Genomic DNA, 19,037 nt, shown 5'->3' on the forward strand with positions numbered 1-19,037 from the left:
TTCCATTGCACGCAAGTGAGCCAACATGATCTCCAAATCTATTTTCAAGGCGTATGACATTCGCGGCGTTATCGGCAAGACGCTCGACGCCGATGCGGCGCGCTCGATCGGCCGCGCATTCGGCAGCGAAGTGCGGGCGCAAGGCGGCGACGCCGTGGTGGTTGCGCGTGACGGACGTTTGTCGGGCCCCGAGCTGATCCAGGCGCTATCGGACGGTCTGCGTGCGGCCGGCGTCGACGTGGTGAACGTCGGCATGGTGCCGACCCCGGTCGGCTACTTCGCGGCCAGCGTGCCGTTGCAACTCGAGGGCGGCGAACGACGTGTCGATTCGTGCATCGTCGTGACGGGCAGCCACAATCCGCCTGACTACAACGGCTTCAAGATGGTCCTGCGCGGCGCGGCCATTTATGGCGAGCAGATCCTCGCGCTGCATCAGCGCATCGTCGACGAAAACTTTGCTGAAGGTAGCGGCACGTACACGGAGTACGACATTGCCGATGCGTATCTGGATCGCATCGCCGGCGACGTCAAGATCGCCCGCCCGATCAAGATCGTGGTCGACACCGGCAACGGTGTGGCAGGCGGCCTCGCGCCGAAGCTCTTCAAGAAGCTCGGTTGCGAACTGGTCGAACTGTTCACGGAGATCGACGGCAACTTCCCGAACCATCACCCGGACCCGGCTCACCCTGAGAATCTGCAGGACGTGATCCGCGCGCTGAAGGAAACCGACGCGGAAATCGGTTTCGCGTTCGACGGCGACGGCGACCGCCTCGGCGTCGTCACCAAAGATGGCCAGATCATCTATCCGGACCGCCAACTGATGCTGTTCGCCGAAGAGGTGCTGTCGCGCAACAAGGGCGCGCAGATCATTTACGACGTGAAGTGCACGCGCAATCTCGCCAAGTGGGTCAAGGATAAAGGCGGCGAACCTCTGATGTGGAAAACCGGCCACTCGCTGGTGAAGGCGAAGCTGCGCGAAACCGGCGCGCCGCTGGCGGGTGAAATGAGCGGCCACGTGTTCTTCAAGGACCGCTGGTACGGTTTCGACGACGGCCTGTACACGGGCGCGCGTCTGCTGGAAATCCTCACGCGTGTGGCCGATCCGAGCAAGCTGCTGAACTCGCTGCCGAACTCGAATTCCACGCCGGAACTGCAACTGAAGCTGGAAGAAGGCGAAAACTTCGAGCTGATCGCCCGTTTGCAGCAAAACGCGAAGTTCACCGGCGCGGACGACGTCGTGAAGATCGACGGCCTGCGTGTCGAATACCCGGACGGCTTCGGCCTCGCGCGTTCGTCGAACACCACGCCGGTGGTGGTGATGCGTTTCGAAGCCGATAGCGACGCAGCGCTCAAGCGCATCCAGGAAGATTTCCGCCGCGTGATCATGGCGGAGAAGCCGGACGCGAAGCTGCCGTTCTAAAAGCTCCAGCGGCGGCGCGGTTCTTTACGAACTGCCGTTGCTGTCGAACGCGGCGCGGGTTTCACTTACCGCGCCGCGTTTTTTCATGCCATTGACCCATGTCGCGATAGAATTGCGGTCCTCACCCCATTGGGGGCCTGGCGCGAAGCGGCAGGTTTGGGGGCCCTTTTCCTCTCAACGCATCTTCGGGCCGGATAGCCGGTTTTCCCACACTTGAGCGTGCAAAAGATACTGATCGTGAGGGTGTCGTCTCTGGGCGACGTCGTTCACAACATGCCGGTGATCGCCGATATCCGACGCCGCCATCCCGACGCCCAGATCGACTGGCTCGTCGAGGAAAGCTTCGTGGGGCTCGTGGAGCTCGTCAGCGGCGTGCGGCGGGCGATTCCCGTGTCGCTGCGGCGCTGGCGCAAGCGCATCCTGTCGGCCGACAACTGGCGCGAGATCGGCGCGTTTCGCCGTGCACTCGCGGCAGAGAACTACGATCTCGTGATCGACTGCCAGGGGCTCATCAAGACCGCATGGGTCGCGAGCATGGCGCGCGGCCCGCTGGTCGGCCTTGCGAACCGTACCGACGGCGCGGGCTTCGAATGGCCGGTGCGCTTCTTCTACGACAAGCGCGTGCCGATCGCGCCGCGCACCCATGTGGTCGAACGCACGCGCCAATTGGTGGCTGCCGCGCTGGACGACCCGCAGCCGCAACCCACCGACGAAATCGACTTCGGCCTCGACACCGGGCGCGCGGCGCTGGCTTTGTCGCAGGCGGATCTGAACCTGCCGGTCCCTTACGTGATGTTCGTGCACGCCACTTCGCGCGCCGACAAGCAGTGGCCCGATGCCGCGTGGATCGAGCTCGGACAGTCTCTGGTGCGGCGCGGGGCGTCGATCGTGCTGCCGTGGGGCAGCGAGGAAGAGCGCGTTACCAGCGAGCGGTTGGCGAAGGAATTCGGCGCTGCGGCGATCGTGCCGCCCAAACTGTCGTTGCCGGCGGTGGTCGGTCTGATCGAGGGCGCCGTCGCGACAGTGGGTGTTGACACAGGTCTAGTTCACATTGCCGCGGCGCTGAAGCGGCCGACAGTCGAGTTGTACAATTTCGCCACCGCATGGCGTACCGGCGGCTACTGGTCGCCGAACGTCGTCAATCTCGGCACGGCCGGCAAGCCGCCCACGCTGCAGGAAGTCAAGTCCGCACTGGCCGGTTTCGGCCTGCTGTAATGTTGTGACGCGGCGTGCTTCGCCTTACGCTCCATCCGTTTTCAAGGGCGACCATGAACGAAACCCAGATCATCGAAGTAGCGAACGCTGACTGGCACGGCAGCAATCTGTCCGTGCCGCGCGAGACGCTGCTGGCCGGCGTCGAACGCGGCAAAGTGCTGTATTTCCCGAATCTGCGCTTTGCGATCGAAGGCGGCGAACAGGCCTTGCTCGATCCCGCACTGGCCGATCCGAACCGCAAGAACATCAGTCTGGAGCCGAACGGCGGCGCCTTGCACGGCGTGGCCGGTGACGCGGTCACGCAATCGGCGGTGCGCGCGTTGATCGCGCGTTATCAGGCCAATGCGCGCACGCTGGTCGATGGGCTTTTTCCCGAATACAACAGCAAGCTGCGCGTTGCGCCGACAAGCCTGCGGCTGCATCAGGTGGAAGGGCGCGAAACGTCGTGGCGTAAAGACGATAGCCGTCTGCATGTCGACGCCTTTCCGTCGCGGCCGAACTACGGCGAGCGCATTCTGCGCGTGTTCACCAACGTCAATCCGCATGGCGCGCCGCGCGTGTGGCGCGTCGGCGAACCGTTCGAAGATATGGCGAAGCGCTTCCTGCCGCGCATCAAACCGCAGATGCCGGGCTCGGCATGGTTGCTGAACCTGCTGCACGTCACCAAATCGCCGCGCAGCGAATACGACCATCTGATGCTGAATCTGCATGACGGCATGAAGGCCGATCTCGAGTATCAGAAGTCGAGCCCGCAGGAGACCATGCCGTTTCCGCCGGGCAGCGTGTGGGTGTGTTTCTCCGACCAGACTTCGCATGCGGTCATGTCCGGTCAGTTCATGCTGGAGCAGACCTTCTTCCTGCCGGTCAAGGCGATGGCGCAGCCGGACTGCGCACCGCTCGGCATTCTTGAGCGCCTGAAGGGCAGGGCGCTGGTTTGAGCGCCGCTGTCTGGTTCGATCGCGCCGCGAAACTCGCGCTTGCATTCGGATTCGCGCCTGAGCGTGCGGAGTCCCGATGCTGAGGGCGATTTATAACGCGCTCTGGTGGATTGTCGCGCCGGTTGCCGTGCTGCGCTTGCTGATCCGTTCACGTAAGGAGCGTGGCTATCGCGAGCATATCGCTGAGCGTTTCGGCTATGCGCGCGGCCGGTTGCCGGAAGACAATGCGCCGCTGATCTGGGTGCATGCGGTGTCGGTGGGCGAGACGCGCGCCGCGCAACCGCTGATCGACGCGTTGATGAAGGCGCGGCCCGACGCGCGAATTCTGTTGACGCATATGACGCCGAGTGGCCGCGCCACCGGCGAGCAGATTTTCGGCGACAGTGTGTTGCGCAGCTATCTGCCGTACGACATGCCGCATGCGGTGCGGCGTTTTTTACGGACGTGGCGGCCGTCGCTCGGTCTGGTGATGGAAACCGAAGTGTGGCCTACGCTGATCGACGAATGCCGTCGCGCGGATGTGCCGCTGGTGTTGACCAATGCGCGGATGTCGGCCCGTTCGTACAGGCGCGCGGCGAAGTTCGGCAACGCGACCCGAGGCGTGTTCGGTGGCTTCGCACGAGTGCTGGCGCAGAGTCCGTCGGATGCGGAGCGGCTTACTGCGCTCGGTGCGCGGAACGTCGCGGTGCTGGGCAATCTGAAGTTCGATATGAGCACGCCGCCGGAGCTGGCGGCGCGGGGTCATGCATGGCGCGCGGCGATCGGCACGCGGCCTGTGTGGGTCGCGGCGAGTACGCGCGAAGGCGAAGAGGAACTGGTGCTGCAGGCGTTCGCGGCGTTGGGCATCGACGATGCGTTGCTGATTCTGGTGCCGCGTCATCCGCAACGGTTTAATGAAGTAGCGGGGCTGGTCGAGAAGGCCGGTTTGCGTATCGAGCGGCGTTCGACGTGGGCGCCGGGCGCGGCGGTGGCGTCGGCGGCCTCAGGCGCGGGCGGCGGTGTGCCTGCTTTGGCGCCAGACGTGAGCGTGCTGCTAGGCGATTCGATGGGCGAGTTGGGCGCTTACTATGCCGCTTCGGATCTGGCGTTTATCGGCGGGAGTTTGCTGCCGCTGGGCGGGCAGAATCTGATTGAGGCCTGTGCGGTTGGCGTGCCGGTGCTGATCGGGCCGCATGTGTTCAACTTCACGCAAGCCACGGCGGATGCGGTCGCGGCGGGTGCGGCGGTGCAGGTGCAGGATCCGGCCGATCTGGCGCGCGCGCTTCGCGAGCTGTTCGGCGACAAGGCAAGGCGGCTGGCAATGAGCGGCGCGGCCTCGGCATTCGCCGCGCGCCATCGGGGTGCGACGGCGCGAACGGTGGATGTGTTGATGGCGTTGTTGCCGGAGTGAGGGGAAGCGCTCCGATTTCAAATCGTCGGAGCGTGCCCTTTGGGCTTAAACCTTCAACAACCCCTTCTTCTCGATAAACTTCACCACCACATCCAGTCCATCGAGCGCCTTCAGATTGCACATCACGAAGGGGCGCTCGCCGCGCATCTTCTTCGCGTCTGAAGCCATCACCTCCAGATTCGCGCCGACCATCGGTGCGAGGTCGGTCTTGTTGATGACCAGCAGATCCGACTTCGTAATGCCCGGGCCGCCTTTGCGCGGAATCTTCTCGCCGCCGGCCACGTCGATTACGTAGATCGTCAGGTCCGACAGTTCCGGGCTGAAGGTTGCCGCGAGATTATCGCCACCCGATTCGATGAACACGATGTCCGCATCCGGAAAACGCGTCAGCATACGGTCGACGGCTTCGAGGTTGATCGACGCGTCTTCGCGAATCGCCGTGTGCGGGCAGCCGCCCGTTTCCACACCCATGATCCGTTCGGCCGGCAGTGCGCCTGCTACGGTCAACAGACGCTGGTCTTCTTTCGTATAGATGTCGTTGGTGATTGCGACGAGGTCGTACTGTTCGCGCATCGCCTTGCAGAGCATTTCGAGCAGCGTGGTCTTGCCCGAGCCAACCGGGCCGCCGACGCCCACGCGCAGCGGCGGCAGTTTCTTCGTGCGGACAGGCGGGTGAGCGGGGTGATGAGGTGCGTTCATTCGTATCTCCGAGAAACCTCGGCCTTCAGGTAGGGGAGAGTGTTAAGAGCGAAAGAGCCGCGAATACTGCGACTCGTGACGCGCCGACAGAATGCCCAATTGCGGCGCGAAGGTGTTGATGTTGTCGGGTGAAGTGGCTAATGCTCGTGTGACGGCGACATCGATCGGCTCGCGTAACGCGACGATGATGCGTTGTCCGGCGAGCTGTCCGAGCGGCACGGCCTTCAATGCGGCGGCGGCCTGGTTTTCCACCCAGCTGAATGCGTAAGCGGCGAGCGCTGCGTCGGGCGCTGCATCGTGCGCGAAAGCGGCGAACGCGAAAGCCGTAGGTTGAGCCAAAGGCTTGAGCGATTCCAATGTCGTGCGCCGTTCTGAGTCGCCCCATTCCAGCGAGACGCACAACTGTCGCAGCGACCAGCCCATCTGTTCCGTTTCGCGTCTGAGTTCAGCGGATTCACGGCTTGCGAGGAATTCGCTGTTCGCTTCCTTCAGGCCCTCGGCGTCGTGCGCGCGCCAGCGTTCCATCTGATGCGCGAGAAACGGCAGCTCGCCACGCGCGAGCACGTCGGTTAAACCGCACGCGATCCAATCGCGTGCGGAATCGGCGTCGGTGATGAGTTGCGCCTCGATCGCGGCTTCGAGGCCTTGCGAGTAACTGAACGCGCCAATCGGCAATGCCGGCGACGCGAGATGCAGCAGCGCAGTGAGTTCAGCGATGCGCATGGTGATGATGCCCGTGGCCGCACGATTCGTCGTGGACGTGATCGTCGTCTTTGGGATCGTGCGAATGGTCGCCGTGGTCGTGGTCATGCGAGTGACCACGCGCGTGGCTGTGGCCGTGTTCATGATCCGGGTGATTATGTCCGTGCTCGTGTCCGTGCCCATGACCGTGTTCGTGCGGGTGGTCATGCCCATGCTCATGCGAATGCTCGTGCCCATGATGCTCGCTGAACACCTGCTGAGCTACCGCATAGTCTTCCGCAAAGGTCTCATCATGACCATGCTTGTGACCACCGCCGTACGCGCCGGATTCCGGCTGGAACGGCATCGACACCTGGTCCACGCTTGCACCGATGCGCTTCAGCATATCGGCCAGCACCGGATCGTATTCGAGCTTCAGATAATCCGCGCCGACTTCGACCGGCGTATGACGATTGCCCAGGTGATACGCGGCGCGTGTCAACGTCAACACATCTTTCGCGCGGACAACCAGCACCGCTTCGGGCGCGGCAACCACCCGCACCAAGCCACCATCGTCGGCAACCAGAACATCGCCGTCGCGCAGCACCGTGCCGCGCGGCAGCAGCAGCGCGACTTCCTCGCCGTTATCGAGCGTTGCCGCGAGACGGCTCTTGCGACGGTCGTCGAAAGCAAGCGTCAAGGTCGGTGCGCGCTTCACCAGCACGGGCGCGAGCTTCAGATGCGGTGCAATCAGTTTGTCGATAGTGCGCATGGGTTAGAACAGAAAGTAACGCTGCGCCATCGGCAGTACGGTTGCGGGTTCGCAAGTCAGCAACTGACCGTCTGCAATGACCTGATAGGTTTCCGGATCGACGCTGATCGCCGGACGCCACGCGTTGTGAATCATGTCGGCCTTCGTGATGTTGCGGCAGTTCTTCACAGCAACGATACGCTTGTTCAGGCCATAGCGTTCGCCGACGCCGGCATCGGCAGCCATCTGCGAGACGAAGGTCAGGGACGTGCGCCCCAGTGCGCCGCCACGCGTTGCGAACATCTCGCGATAGTGGACCGGCTGCGGTGTCGGAATCGACGCGTTCGGGTCGCCCATCTGCGCCATCGCGATCATGCCGCCCTTCAGAATCAGCGAAGGCTTGATGCCGAAAAACGCCGGTTCCCAGAACACCAGATCGGCCCACTTGCCGGGCTCGATCGAGCCGACTTCATGCGAGATGCCGTGCGTGATGGCCGGGTTGATCGTGTACTTGGCGACGTAACGCTTCGCGCGGAAATTGTCGTGCCGCGCGTTGTCTTCAGGCAGCGCGCCGCGTTGCACTTTCATCTTGTGCGCCGTCTGCCACGTGCGGATGATCACTTCGCCCACGCGGCCCATCGCCTGCGAATCCGACGACAGCATCGACAACGCGCCGAGGTCATGCAGGATGTCTTCCGCGGCAATCGTCTCGCGACGGATACGCGACTCGGCAAACGCGATATCTTCCGCAATCGACGGGTCCAGGTGGTGGCACACCATCAGCATGTCGAGATGCTCTTCGAGCGTGTTGACGGTGTATGGACGCGTCGGATTGGTCGAGGAGGGCAGCACGTTCGCTTCGCCGCACACCTTGATGATGTCCGGTGCGTGGCCGCCGCCTGCGCCTTCCGTGTGATACGTGTGAATCGTGCGGCCCTTGAACGCGGCTACTGTCGCTTCGACAAAACCGGCTTCGTTCAAGGTGTCCGTATGGATCGCGACCTGCGTGTCGGTGTCGTCGGCAACAGAGAGGCAGTTGTCGATTGCGGCCGGCGTCGTGCCCCAGTCTTCGTGCAGCTTCAAGCCGATCGCACCCGCGGCGATTTGCTCCAAAGCAGGCTGCGGCTGGCTCACGTTGCCCTTGCCGAGGAAACCGAGATTCATCGGATAACCATCGGCCGCCTGCAGCATGCGTTCGAGATGCCACGGACCCGGCGTGCAAGTCGTCGCGTTCGTGCCCGTTGCCGGACCTGTGCCACCGCCGAGCATCGTCGTCACGCCGCTCGCGAGCGCTTCTTCGATCTGCTGCGGGCTGATGAAATGGATGTGCGTATCGATGCCGCCCGCCGTCACGATCAAGCCTTCGCCCGCGATCACTTCGGTGGACGCGCCGATCGCGATCGTCACGTTCGGTTGAATGTCGGGATTGCCCGCTTTGCCGATTGCGGCGATGCGGCCGTTCTTGATGCCGATGTCCGCCTTGACGATACCCCAGTGATCGAGAATCACCGCATTCGTCACGACGGTATCGACCACGTCGGCATGTACGCGCTGCGACTGGCCCATGCCGTCGCGAATCACTTTGCCGCCGCCGAATTTCACTTCCTCGCCGTAAGTCGTAAAGTCGCGTTCGACTTCGATCAGCAGCTCGGTATCGGCGAGGCGCACGCGGTCGCCGGTGGTGGGGCCGAACATCTCCGCGTATGCGCGGCGGCCAATGCGTAATGTCATGGTGTGGGTCCGGAAATGAACAGGGTGGTCAGAGCAGGCTGGCGCGGATCGCGCATCAGAGCTTGCCCATCACCTTGCCGTTGAAGCCGTAGACGACGCGATCGCCCGCCAGTTCGACCAGTTCGACGGTGCGTTCCTGGCCGGGCTCGAAGCGCACGGCGGTGCCCGCCGCAATGTTCAGCCGGAAGCCGCGTGCCGCTTCGCGATCGAACGACAGTGCTTCGTTCACTTCATAGAAATGATAGTGCGAGCCGATCTGTACCGGACGGTCGCCGGTATTCGACACGACCACGGTGACGGTGGCGCGGCCCGCGTTGAGTTCGTGTTCGCCGTCGTCGGTGATAAGTTCGCCGGGAATCATGGGCCGCCTTACGGGATCGGGTGGTGAACGGTGACGAGCTTGGTGCCGTCGGGGAACGTGGCTTCGACCTGGATGTCGGGGATCATTTCCGGCACGCCTTCCATCACATCGGCGCGCGTGAGGAGCGTGGTGCCGTAGTGCATGACTTCGGCGACGGTTTTGCCGTCACGGGCCGCTTCCATCAGCGCGGCGCTGATAAAAGCGATGGCTTCCGGGTAATTCAGTTTGAGGCCGCGGGCGCGGCGCCGTTCGGCGAGCAGCGCGGCGGTGAAGATCAGCAGCTTGTCCTTCTCGCGAGGTGTCAGCTTCATCGAATGGTTGCGTAGGGTTGCGCCGGTCCCGAATGGGGCCGGCTGCGACAATGATAGGCGCTGCGCGTCATGGCCGCGATCGCGTGTTGCGCACGGGATGAGTCCACGACGGGTGCAATGCCGGATAAGCCTGTCACGGTATCAAGTTCGGCTAACGACGCGCTTACAGATCGGCCGGCAGCGGCGCGCCGAACCACTTCTTCGACATCGTGTTGAGCGTGCCGTCCTGCTTGGCTTGTGCAATGGCGGCGTTCACTTTCTGTTGCAGACGTCCTTCGTTCTTGTTCATGCCGACGAAGCACGGCGAATTCTTGATGACGAACTTCGGTTCCGGACGACGCGGCGGATTCTTCGCGAGAATTGCAGCGGCAACGATGTTGCCGGCAGCAATCAGTTGCACCTGACCCGAGAGGAACGCGGCGATGGTCGCGTTGTTATCTTCGAAGCGCTTGATGGTGGCGTTCGGCGCCATTTGCGTGAGACCGATTTCTTCGAGTGCGCCGCGCGTGGCGCCGACCGTTTTGCCGGTGAGATCGGCGGGGCTGGTGACCTTGATGTCGGCGGGACCGAACACGCCTTGATAGTACGGCGCATAGGCCGTCGAAAAATCGATGACCTTGTCGCGCTCAGGCGTCTTGCCGAGCGACGAGATCACCAGATCGACCTTACCCGTTTGCAGATAGGGGATGCGGTTCGCGCTGTTGACCGGCACGAGTTCGAGCTTCACGTTCATCGACTTCGCGAGCATCGCGGCGGTATCGATGTCATAGCCTTGCGGCTTCATATCGGCGCCGACCGAACCGAACGGCGGATAGTCCTCGGGAACCGCGACTTTGAGCACACCGGCCTTGGCGATGTTGTCGAGCGTATCCGCGTGGGCGGCGGGTGCGTTGATGGCGAGGACGGGCGAGAGCAGCAGTGCGGCGAGCCAGGCGCGACGCGCGGGGCGAAGAGTCGATCGGGTCATGTTGAGTGAGCGGTGGTGGCGAGAAACGGTCGGCTGCCGTCAGGACGCGGCAACATCGTGGGAGATTTCGACGCAAGGTATGTGCCATGCCGGTGCAGCGTGGGAGAGCGGAGCAACACGGGGTGTCGCGCACCAGATTAAGGCGTTAAAACGGACCAGGTTGGTGCAAACACGGACTTACAAAGGTGAAAGACAGGAAAGTCTTCGCCAGGCAGCTATAAAGCACACCGAAAATGAAGTACCGCCACGGCGCGCGCAGCGCCGCCGGAAGAATGACTGCCTTGTCACGAACGCCGAATGTGCGAGAACACAGATTCCAGATGCACCACTACCGCGACTGCGCGGGGGACCCGCTTATGAGTTGGCGGTGTGAGCCGCTTTCTTTGCTTATCTTTCTTTGCGGCGGCAAAGAAAGTAAGTGCCGCCCCGCACAGGGGCAAACGCTAATAAACCACTAACAAAACAAGGAAAGGCCAAAAACCAGACCAAGAAAAAACAAAAAAACCAACCCCAGGACTACGTCGTCCAAATCCTCAAAGGCACCGCCTCAACCCCATGCACAATGGGCCGCAACTGAAGCCAGCATTGAGTCAAAGCGCGCTGCAGCGTTTCCATCGACCGCGAAACCGCTCTCACGAGCAACACCCCTGAAGTGACACAAGAAGCCGCCACCCGAATCGAATCATCAAACGGCAACTGGGCAGTGAGCCCTTCAGCAAGCGCATCGTCGCAGGCGGCCCCCACGGCCCACAGCGTCCCATACGCAGGAAACCCGGCAAGCCCTTGCGCGGCATCCCGCAACGAATCTTCCGCGCTGAGGCTTGCGCGTTCGAGCCAAAGCGCCTCGCCATTCGCCCCAACAATCCGCGACACCGCGCGCAAGTGCCCGGCCGACCACCGTTCACCGGCAGCTTGCCGCCCAAGCTGAGTAGCGTCCCATCCAATCGCAGTCGCGCCCTCATCAAGCGTCAGCGAAAAATCCAGCATCGCGTTGGCGTGATCGAAAACGATATTGTTCTGCGGCAACCAGTCGAGTTTTGCCTGAGGTCCGACACGCACCGAAATATTCTGCCGCGCAGCACGGCCATTGGATTTGTACCACTTAGTCGCACCGGGCGTAGTAATCACGGCATGCGCACAGGCGCCCACAGCAACGTCGATGTCGAGATGATCGCCGCCCGCGATCCCGCCCGGCGGATGCACGATCACCGCGTGGCAGATATCGCGACCTTCCGGATAGAGCGGCCTTTGAACCCGCAGCGGCCCATCATGCAGCCGATGCTTGAGCGTGGTCCGCTCGTCCTCTTTGACGAAGCCGAGTTCGAGGCGCGCGCGCCATTGTGAGTGCGCAGTGGGCTGCGCGGTGGCGAGTGCAGCGTGGTTTTCGTGAAGCGACATGCGAGCGGACTTGCGAATGAATGAGCGGATGGGCGCAGTGTGGACACAGCATCGGACGCGGCAGCAGGCGCATGAACGCGCAGTGTGCCCACACGCATCAGCCAACGACGAACCGCGTTGCCACAGAATGCGGCGAGAATAGCATGCTGCACCGCTGCACCGCTGCACCGCTGCACCGCTGCACCGCTGCACCGCCGCGCGTCAAACCGCGATCAGCGCACGCACACCATCCTTATCCATGTTCGCCCCTTCACCACCCGCGACGATTTCCCCGCGGCTCATCACCCAATACCGATCGGCAATCTCTTTAGCGAAGTCATAATATTGCTCAACGAGCAGCACCGTCATACCCATTTCTTCGACCAACTGACGCAGCGTGCGGCCGATATCCTGAATGATCGACGGTTGAATACCTTCGGTGGGTTCATCGAGAATGAGCAATTGCGGATCGCTCATCAGTGCACGGCCGATCGCGAGCTGTTGTTGCTGCCCCCCCGAGAGGTCACCGCCGCGGCGGCTGCGCATATCCTTCAGAACCGGGAACAGCTCGTAAATGCGGTCCGGGATTTTCTTGGGCGCTTTCTTGCTGGCGGCCCCAACCAGCAGGTTCTCTTCGACAGTCAGCCGCGGGAAAATATCGCGCCCTTGCGGAACGTAGGCGAGACCTTTCTCCACGCGCGAGTAAGTCGGCAGCTTGGTGATCGGTGCCCCGCGCCAGGCGATCGAACCGCTCTTCGTTTGGACGACGCCCATCAGGCATCGGAGCAAGGTTGTCTTGCCTACGCCATTACGGCCCAGCAGCACAGTGAGCTTGCCATCAGGAACGGTAAGTTTCACATCTCTAAGAATGTGGCTGCCGCCGTAGTACTGGTTCAGGTTTTCCACTTCTAGCATGTCGGTCGATCCTTGAATTCTGGTGGCTCTTTGCGGCCGTGGTTTGATTGTGGCCGTTACCGCCCGAGATAAGACTCGATCACCGTCTCGTCTCGCTTCACCTCATCAAGCGTGCCGTGGGCGAGAACCCGCCCCTCGGCCATCACCGTCACTTTCCCCTTCTCACCCGAAAGAGCCGCCACAAACTCCATGTCGTGTTCAACCACCATCATCGAACACGTCCCACGCAAATGATTGAGCAATTCAGCCAACTGCATGGTCTCGTCATCGGTCATGCCCGCCGCGGGTTCATCGAGCAAAAGCAACGCCGGTTGCTGCATCAGCAACATGCCGATCTCGAGCCGCTGTTTCTGCCCATGCGACAACTCGCCGGCAAGCCGCCGCGCTTCGCTTTCCAACCCGATCAGCGCCAACGTCTCTTCGATTCGCGCTTGCGCGTTGCGATCCAACCGTGCGCGCAAAGAAGCCCACCATCCCTTGTCAGCCTTCATCGCCAGCTCAAGGTTCTCCCACACGGGATGCTGCTCAAAAACGGTCGGCTTCTGAAACTTGCGCCCAATTCCCGCACGCGCAATAGACGGCTCGTTCATCCGCGTCAGATCGATCGACTGCCCGAGGAAAACCTTGCCCGAATCCGGCTCGGTTTTTCCGGTGATGACATCCATCATCGTCGTCTTGCCGGCGCCATTCGGACCGATGATGCATCGCAATTCGCCGGCGTCGATCGACAGGCTCAACGCATTCAACGCGCGAAATCCATCGAAACTGACGGTCACGTCTTCAAGGTACAGAATCGTCCCGTGCGAAATGTCGATCTCGCCCGGCACCACCACGTGCCCCATGCTCGCGACGCCGCTCAACGACCGTTCGGCAGGCTCTTCAGGCAAGGCAAGATCAGGAACCATCGGGTTTTCATTCATGAGCGATTCCTCTTGCGTGTGACCATGTCGATCAGTCCCATGATGCCGTTCGGCAGCAACAGCGGGACCAGCACGAAAATCAGACCAAGAAAGAACAGCCAGTATTCAGGGAAGTTCGCCGTAAAAAAGCTCTTCGCGCCATTCACCGCAAACGCGCCGATGATCGGTCCGATCAAGGTGCCGCGTCCGCCCACCGCGACCCAGATCGCCATCTCGATCGAGTTGCCCGGCGACATCTCGCCCGGGTTGATGATGCCGACCTGAGGCACATACAATGCGCCGGCAATCCCGCACAAAACCGCGGAAACGGTCCACACGAACAGCTTGTACGCGAGCGGGCTGTAACCGAGGAACATCAGGCGCGTTTCGCCGTCGCGTACCGCCGTGACCACGCGGCCAAGCTTTGACGTGACGATTGCCCGGGCGCCGATAAAGGCCAGAATCAACACGGCAAACGTGATCAGCAGAAGGACGGTGCGCGTGCCCGGATGCGTAATCGGAAATCCGCCGATGCGCTTGAAATCGGTAAAGCCGTTGTTGCCGCCGAAACCCGTTTCATTGCGGTAGAACAGCAGCATGGCGGCAAACGTCATCGCCTGCGTGATGATCGACAGATACACGCCCTTCACGCGTGAGCGGAACGTGAAGAAACCGAACACCCACGCCACAACCGCCGGCACCAGCACCACCAGCAGCAGCGCATAGCCGAGGTGCTGCGTACCTTCCCAGTACCACGGCAGTTGGTGCCAGTCGAGAAACACCATGAAGTCGGGCAGGTCGCTGCCGTATTTGCCGTCGTGGCCGATCGAACGCATGAGGTACATGCCGATCGCGTAGCCGCCCAACGCAAAGAACAACGCGTGTCCCAGGCTCAGAATGCCGCAGTAGCCCCACACGAGATCGAGTGCCAGCGCAGCGATCGCGTAGCACATGAACTTGCCGGTGATCGTCATCGCGTAAGCGGACAGATGGAACGCGCTCGTCTCCGGGACCACCAGGGTGGCGAACGGCACGCCGAGACCGAACACGATGATCAGCGCGATCAGCGCGAGCCATGCGCGGCGCGACAGCAGTGCGGGACGCGGCGGCAAGCCGAGCGCGAAGCCGGACTGCGCTCCGCGTCCGGCAGCCGCGCTACCGCTCGCCGCGCCGACGTGAGCCGACGAGGTTGAAGATGAGGTAGCCGATGTCATCTCATGCCTCCGCGCTACGGCCCTTGAGGGCGAACATGCCCTGCGGACGCTTCTGGATGAACAGCACGATCAGCACGAGCACGGCGATCTTCGCGAGCACCGCGCCCCAGAACGGCTCGATCGCTTTGCTGACGAGCCCGAGACCGAAGCCGCCGATCACCGTACCGGCGAGTTGGCCCACACCGCCGAGCACCACGGCCATGAACGAATCGATGATGTAGCTCTGGCCGAGGTCCGGGCCCACATTGCCGATCTGCGACAGCGCGCAACCACCGAGGCCGGCAATGCCCGCACCGAAGGCGAATGCATACGAATCGACGCGTGCGGTCTTCACGCCGACACACGCTGCCATGCGCCGGTTTTGCGTGACGGCTCGCACGAACAGACCCAAACGTGTTTTAGTCAGAACAGCCCGCGCAATCCCGACGACGATCAGCGAAAACGCCAGAATCGCCAGCCGGTTGTACGGCAGGATCAGATTCGGCAGGACGGTCACGCCGCCGCTCATCCAAGCGGGGTTGACCACCTGGACGTTCTGCGCGCCGAACAGCATGCGCGTCGCCTGAATCAGGATCAGGCTGACGCCGAAGGTGGTCAGCAGGGTTTCGAGCGGACGGCCGTACAGATGCTTCAGCACGAGACGTTCGAGCACGATACCGACGAGTCCGGCTGCGGCGAACGACGCCGGCACCGCGAGCAGCGGATACCAGTCGAACGCACCCGGTGCGAAACGCTGGAACAGGTTCTGCACCACGTAAGTGGCGTACGCGCCGATCATCAGGAATTCGCCGTGCGCCATGTTGATGACGCCGATCAGCCCGTACGTGATCGCGAGACCGAGCGCGGCGAGCAGCAACACGCTGCCGAGCGACAAGCCCGCGAACACCGTGCCGGCGATCTGGCTGCGGCGCTGGATCGAATCGAGTTCGTCGATGCCGCTTTGCGCAGCGGCGCGAACCTTGGCATCGGCTTCGTTGAACGTGCCGTCCGGCTTCTTCGCGACGAGCGGACGCAGCAACTCGTTCATGTCGAGATCGTGGCGTGCGGCGACCAGCTGCACCGCTTCGAGACGCTTGGCCGGGTCGGCGTCGTGCAACGCGGTCATTGCCCACAGCGTGTCGAGGCGTTTTTTCAGCGCCGGGTCGGTTTCCTTCGCGCGGGCCGCGTCGACCAGCGGTTTGATCGACGGATCGGGGTTTTGCAGCAGCGCGGTGATGGCGGCGCCGCGTGTGGCGGCGTCGGGCGAATCGAGTTGCAGGCCTGAGAGTGCACCCGCTACTTTCGAGCGCAGCAGGTTGTTCAGCGTGACCGGTTGCGCGTCGCCCGCGGCGACCGTTTTACCGGTGATGGCATCGCGTGCCGTGTCGCCGTCTTGCAGCAGCACCGCGCCGGAATCGGTGGCGAGCGCGCTGTCCTCGGAAAGCGCTTTGAGTACCGCGAGCGATTCTTTGTCGTGGTTGGCAATCAGCTTGTCGATTGCCGCGGATTTCGCATCGAAGTCGTCGCCGGCGAGCGGCGCGACGTCGGCTGGGGTGAGCGCAAAGGCGGTCAGTGGGGCGCTAACGAACAGCGCGAACGCAAGGCCGCCGATGCTGCGTCGTGCGAATTTCGGAAATGAAAACGCCATGATGGCCTTTGAAGAAAAACCGGCAGGGCGGCGCGGCATCGTGCGGAAGAGCCGCTGCCGCGCCGTCGAATTGCTACACATGGATGTCGGGCCGTGGGTCGGTCGCGCTCGACCCGTTGCCGTGAACCTGGACAACACCAGAGCCCAACTCCAGGTTCGCGGTCCAACCGCACGACGCGGCTGGCACATCCAGTGGAAAATCACGTCGGATCGTGGCGGCGGCTAACCGCGCCGTTGCCACGATCCGTCCTGTCAGGCAACCCGCGAGCGCTTCAGGAATGCCGGAATCGAACTGACCACGTCCGGCTTGCTCGAATTGCCGGCGATGAACGGGCTCCACGGCTGCGCGCGAATCGCGGTCTTGGTCCGCCACACCACGTTGAACTGACCGTCGGCACGAACTTCGCCGATCATCACCGGCTTGTGCAGATGGTGATTGCCGTCCATTTCGAGCGTGAAGCCCGACGGCGCCGCAAACGTCTGGCCGACCATCGCCACGCGCACCTTGTCCACGTCCGTGCTCTTCGCTTTCTCGACCGCCTGCTTCCACATATGGATGCCGACGAACGTCGCTTCCATCGGGTCATTGGTCACGCGCTTGGTGCCGCCCGGCAGGTTGTTGTCCTTGACCCATGCAGCCCATTGCTTCTTGAATTTCTCGTTGGCCGGGTTGCGCAGCGACATGAAGTAGTTCCATGCCGCGAGGTTGCCGACCAGCGGCTTCGTATCGATACCGCGCAGTTCTTCTTCGCCAACCGAGAACGCGACGACGGGCACGTCGGAGGCCTTCAGCCCCTGGTTGCCCAGTTCCTTGTAGAACGGCACGTTCGAATCGCCGTTGACGGTCGAGATCACCGCGGTCTTGCCACCCTGCGAGAAGGTCTTGATGTTCGCGACGATGGTCTGATAGTCGCTGTGGCCGAACGGCGTGTAGACCTCCTGGATATCGGCTTCCTGCACGCCTTTCGACTTGAGGAACGCGCGCAGGATCTTGTTGGTCGTGCGCGGGTACACGTAGTCGGTACCCAGCAGGAAGAAACGCTTGGCGCCGCCGCCTTCCGCGCTCATCAGGTATTCGGTCGCCGGAATCGCTTGCTGATTCGGCGCGGCGCCCGTGTAGAACACGTTGCGCGACATTTCTTCGCCTTCGTACTGCACCGGGTAGAACAGCAGGCCGTTCAGTTCCTCGAACACCGGCAGCACCGACTTGCGCGACACCGACGTCCAGCAGCCGAATACGACTGCGCATTTTTCCTGGGTGATCAACTGGCGCGCTTTTTCGGCGAACAGCGGCCAGTTCGACGCCGGGTCCACGACCACCGGCTGCAGCTGGCGGCCCATGACGCCGCCGTTCTTGTTGATGTCCGCAATGGTCATCAGCGCGGTGTCTTTGAGCGAAGTCTCCGAGATCGCCATCGTGCCCGACAGGGAATGAAGAACGCCGACCTTGATGGGACCGCTACCCGACTGGGCATGTGCAAAAGGGACTTTGCTGGCCAGCGCCAGTGCGCCCGACATCGAACCAAATTTCAACAGACTGCGACGTTTCATGTGCATCCCCTTGCCATTGATGGTGAGTGTTTATGGGCGTCGATTTCAGCCAGCAGGGCTTGTCCCGCGTGACTTGCCGCTTGTGTACTGCAAGGCACATGCCATGCGGCAATTTCGACTTGAAGTCCACCCACGGCGTGCTGCGACGCGGTGATAGGCCACGTGAGTTATGCGTAACGCGGTTCAAAATTGGTGCACGAGCAGGGCATGCGCCTCGTTCAGGTGCGTGCCGCGCCGCAACGAAGCGTGCCGATCGGCCAGCGGGCATTGGCGGTGCATGGTCGCCGCCCCTTTGTGCATGCGACGTGGTCTGCCTGCGCTGGAAGACCACTCAGGCGAGGAGGCACAACATGAATGAGCGCAGCGCCGCCACGCCACCCGATAGGTTCGCTTTCTGGATGCCCTTTACGGCAAACCGCCGGTTCAGGATGAGGTTTTGAAGGAGAGGGATCAGGCAGTGAGCAAGGCGTTGTTTTTCCAACGCAGGACTTGCCGGTGCAAGAAAAAAGGTCGGCGCCTTGCGGCGTCGACCTTTTTGTTTATCGATTGGATGCGGCTCTCGGCGATCAGAAAGCGATGAACGGTTCCGCTTGCTTGCCGATCGTCACGTCGGCCCGTTTGATCGGCCTCCGCTGACGAGTCATCGCGACCCGTGCGATCAATAGGTAGGAACGGACGGATCGACCTGACGCGACCACGCGTCGATTCCGCCTTGCAGATTGAAGACGTTGGTGTGGCCGCGCGATTCGAGGAACATTGCGACCTGGGCGCTGCGCGCGCCGTGATGGCACACGCAGACGATTTGCACGTCGTCGTCGAGTTCTTCGCTGCGGGCGGGAATCTCACGCATGGGAATCGACACGGCGCCGGCGATCGACGCCGTCTGGATTTCCCACGGTTCGCGCACGTCGAGCAGCACGGGCGCGGGGCGCGATTGATCCGCGAGCCATTCGGCGAGCGCGGGAGCGGTCAGATTTTGCATCAGCAGGA

Annotated in this window: 19 protein-coding genes; 5 read left to right on the forward strand and 14 right to left on the reverse strand. The window is 62.4% G+C overall.

Going from position 1 to position 19,037, the window contains the following annotated elements; all coding sequences use genetic code 11:
- Positions 1-25 precede the first annotated feature (25 nt).
- The 4 genes from ACOSV0_RS03685 (at position 26) to waaA (ending at position 4,963) form a co-directional block, all read left to right on the forward strand.
- On the forward strand, positions 26-1,420 hold the full coding sequence (locus ACOSV0_RS03685; protein WP_434108805.1) for a phosphomannomutase/phosphoglucomutase: 1,395 nt from the start codon (positions 26-28) through the stop codon (positions 1,418-1,420).
- 213 nt (positions 1,421-1,633) lie between these two features.
- A complete protein-coding gene (gene waaC / locus ACOSV0_RS03690) occupies positions 1,634-2,635 on the forward strand; it encodes a lipopolysaccharide heptosyltransferase I (protein ID WP_434108806.1) in 1,002 nt (333 codons plus the stop codon).
- Positions 2,636-2,688: 53 nt separating this feature from the next.
- Positions 2,689-3,573 (forward strand): Kdo hydroxylase family protein, encoded by an 885-nt coding sequence (locus ACOSV0_RS03695; protein ID WP_434108808.1) that lies wholly within the window; start codon positions 2,689-2,691, stop codon positions 3,571-3,573.
- 76 nt (positions 3,574-3,649) lie between these two features.
- On the forward strand, positions 3,650-4,963 hold the full coding sequence (gene waaA / locus ACOSV0_RS03700) for a lipid IV(A) 3-deoxy-D-manno-octulosonic acid transferase (protein WP_434108809.1): 1,314 nt from the start codon (positions 3,650-3,652) through the stop codon (positions 4,961-4,963).
- 45 nt (positions 4,964-5,008) lie between these two features.
- On the opposite strand, the gene ureG is transcribed toward waaA, so the two are convergent.
- From ureG to urtB, 12 genes are all read right to left on the reverse strand, one after another.
- Positions 5,009-5,662 (reverse strand): urease accessory protein UreG, encoded by a 654-nt coding sequence (gene ureG / locus ACOSV0_RS03705; RefSeq protein WP_172175704.1) that lies wholly within the window; start codon positions 5,660-5,662, stop codon positions 5,009-5,011.
- 42 nt (positions 5,663-5,704) lie between these two features.
- A complete protein-coding gene (locus ACOSV0_RS03710) occupies positions 5,705-6,385 on the reverse strand; it encodes an urease accessory protein UreF (protein ID WP_434110154.1) in 681 nt (226 codons plus the stop codon).
- A complete protein-coding gene (gene ureE, locus ACOSV0_RS03715; RefSeq protein WP_434108810.1) occupies positions 6,372-7,115 on the reverse strand; it encodes an urease accessory protein UreE in 744 nt (247 codons plus the stop codon). The genes ACOSV0_RS03710 and ureE overlap by 14 nt, the downstream gene beginning before the upstream one ends.
- 3 nt (positions 7,116-7,118) lie before the next feature.
- Complete coding sequence (gene ureC, locus ACOSV0_RS03720) at positions 7,119-8,825, reverse strand: urease subunit alpha (RefSeq protein ID WP_434108811.1); 1,707 nt, start codon at positions 8,823-8,825, stop codon at positions 7,119-7,121.
- Positions 8,826-8,880: 55 nt separating this feature from the next.
- Positions 8,881-9,186, reverse strand: coding sequence for an urease subunit beta (locus tag ACOSV0_RS03725; RefSeq protein ID WP_434108813.1), 306 nt, complete (start codon positions 9,184-9,186; stop codon positions 8,881-8,883).
- Positions 9,187-9,194: 8 nt separating this feature from the next.
- Entirely contained in the window at positions 9,195-9,497 is a 303-nt protein-coding gene (ureA, locus tag ACOSV0_RS03730; RefSeq protein ID WP_074286085.1) for an urease subunit gamma, read from the reverse strand.
- Between the two features lie 163 nt (positions 9,498-9,660).
- A complete protein-coding gene (locus ACOSV0_RS03735) occupies positions 9,661-10,464 on the reverse strand; it encodes a transporter substrate-binding domain-containing protein (protein ID WP_434108814.1) in 804 nt (267 codons plus the stop codon).
- 516 nt (positions 10,465-10,980) lie between these two features.
- Entirely contained in the window at positions 10,981-11,862 is an 882-nt protein-coding gene (locus tag ACOSV0_RS03740) for an urease accessory protein UreD (RefSeq protein WP_434108815.1), read from the reverse strand.
- 201 nt (positions 11,863-12,063) lie between these two features.
- On the reverse strand, positions 12,064-12,756 hold the full coding sequence (urtE, locus tag ACOSV0_RS03745; RefSeq protein WP_434108817.1) for an urea ABC transporter ATP-binding subunit UrtE: 693 nt from the start codon (positions 12,754-12,756) through the stop codon (positions 12,064-12,066).
- A gap of 56 nt (positions 12,757-12,812) precedes the next feature.
- Positions 12,813-13,676 carry an urea ABC transporter ATP-binding protein UrtD gene (gene urtD, locus ACOSV0_RS03750; RefSeq protein ID WP_434108818.1) on the reverse strand — a complete coding sequence of 288 codons (864 nt, stop codon included), beginning with the start codon at positions 13,674-13,676 and terminating at the stop codon, positions 12,813-12,815.
- A complete protein-coding gene (gene urtC, locus ACOSV0_RS03755; RefSeq protein WP_434108820.1) occupies positions 13,673-14,869 on the reverse strand; it encodes an urea ABC transporter permease subunit UrtC in 1,197 nt (398 codons plus the stop codon). The genes urtD and urtC overlap by 4 nt, the downstream gene beginning before the upstream one ends.
- A 1-nt stretch (position 14,870) precedes the next feature.
- The gene (gene urtB / locus ACOSV0_RS03760) at positions 14,871-16,496 is read right to left on the reverse strand and encodes an urea ABC transporter permease subunit UrtB (RefSeq protein WP_434108822.1); all 1,626 of its coding nucleotides are present in this window, start codon (positions 16,494-16,496) and stop codon (positions 14,871-14,873) included.
- On the opposite strand from urtB, the gene ACOSV0_RS03765 reads away from it, so the two are divergent.
- On the forward strand, positions 16,495-16,722 hold the full coding sequence (locus tag ACOSV0_RS03765) for a hypothetical protein (RefSeq protein ID WP_434108824.1): 228 nt from the start codon (positions 16,495-16,497) through the stop codon (positions 16,720-16,722). The two genes, urtB and ACOSV0_RS03765, sit on opposite strands and share 2 nt — an antisense overlap.
- A 26-nt stretch (positions 16,723-16,748) precedes the next feature.
- Here the strand turns inward: ACOSV0_RS03765 and urtA are convergent, their stop codons facing one another.
- Entirely contained in the window at positions 16,749-18,047 is a 1,299-nt protein-coding gene (gene urtA, locus ACOSV0_RS03770; protein ID WP_434108826.1) for an urea ABC transporter substrate-binding protein, read from the reverse strand.
- Between the two features lie 658 nt (positions 18,048-18,705).
- Entirely contained in the window at positions 18,706-19,029 is a 324-nt protein-coding gene (locus ACOSV0_RS03775; RefSeq protein WP_434108828.1) for a rhodanese-like domain-containing protein, read from the reverse strand.
- Positions 19,030-19,037: the final 8 nt, after the last annotated feature.

Source organism: Paraburkholderia caffeinilytica (genome assembly GCF_051027425.1).
In the GTDB taxonomy this organism is placed as follows: domain Bacteria; phylum Pseudomonadota; class Gammaproteobacteria; order Burkholderiales; family Burkholderiaceae; genus Paraburkholderia; species Paraburkholderia caffeinilytica_A.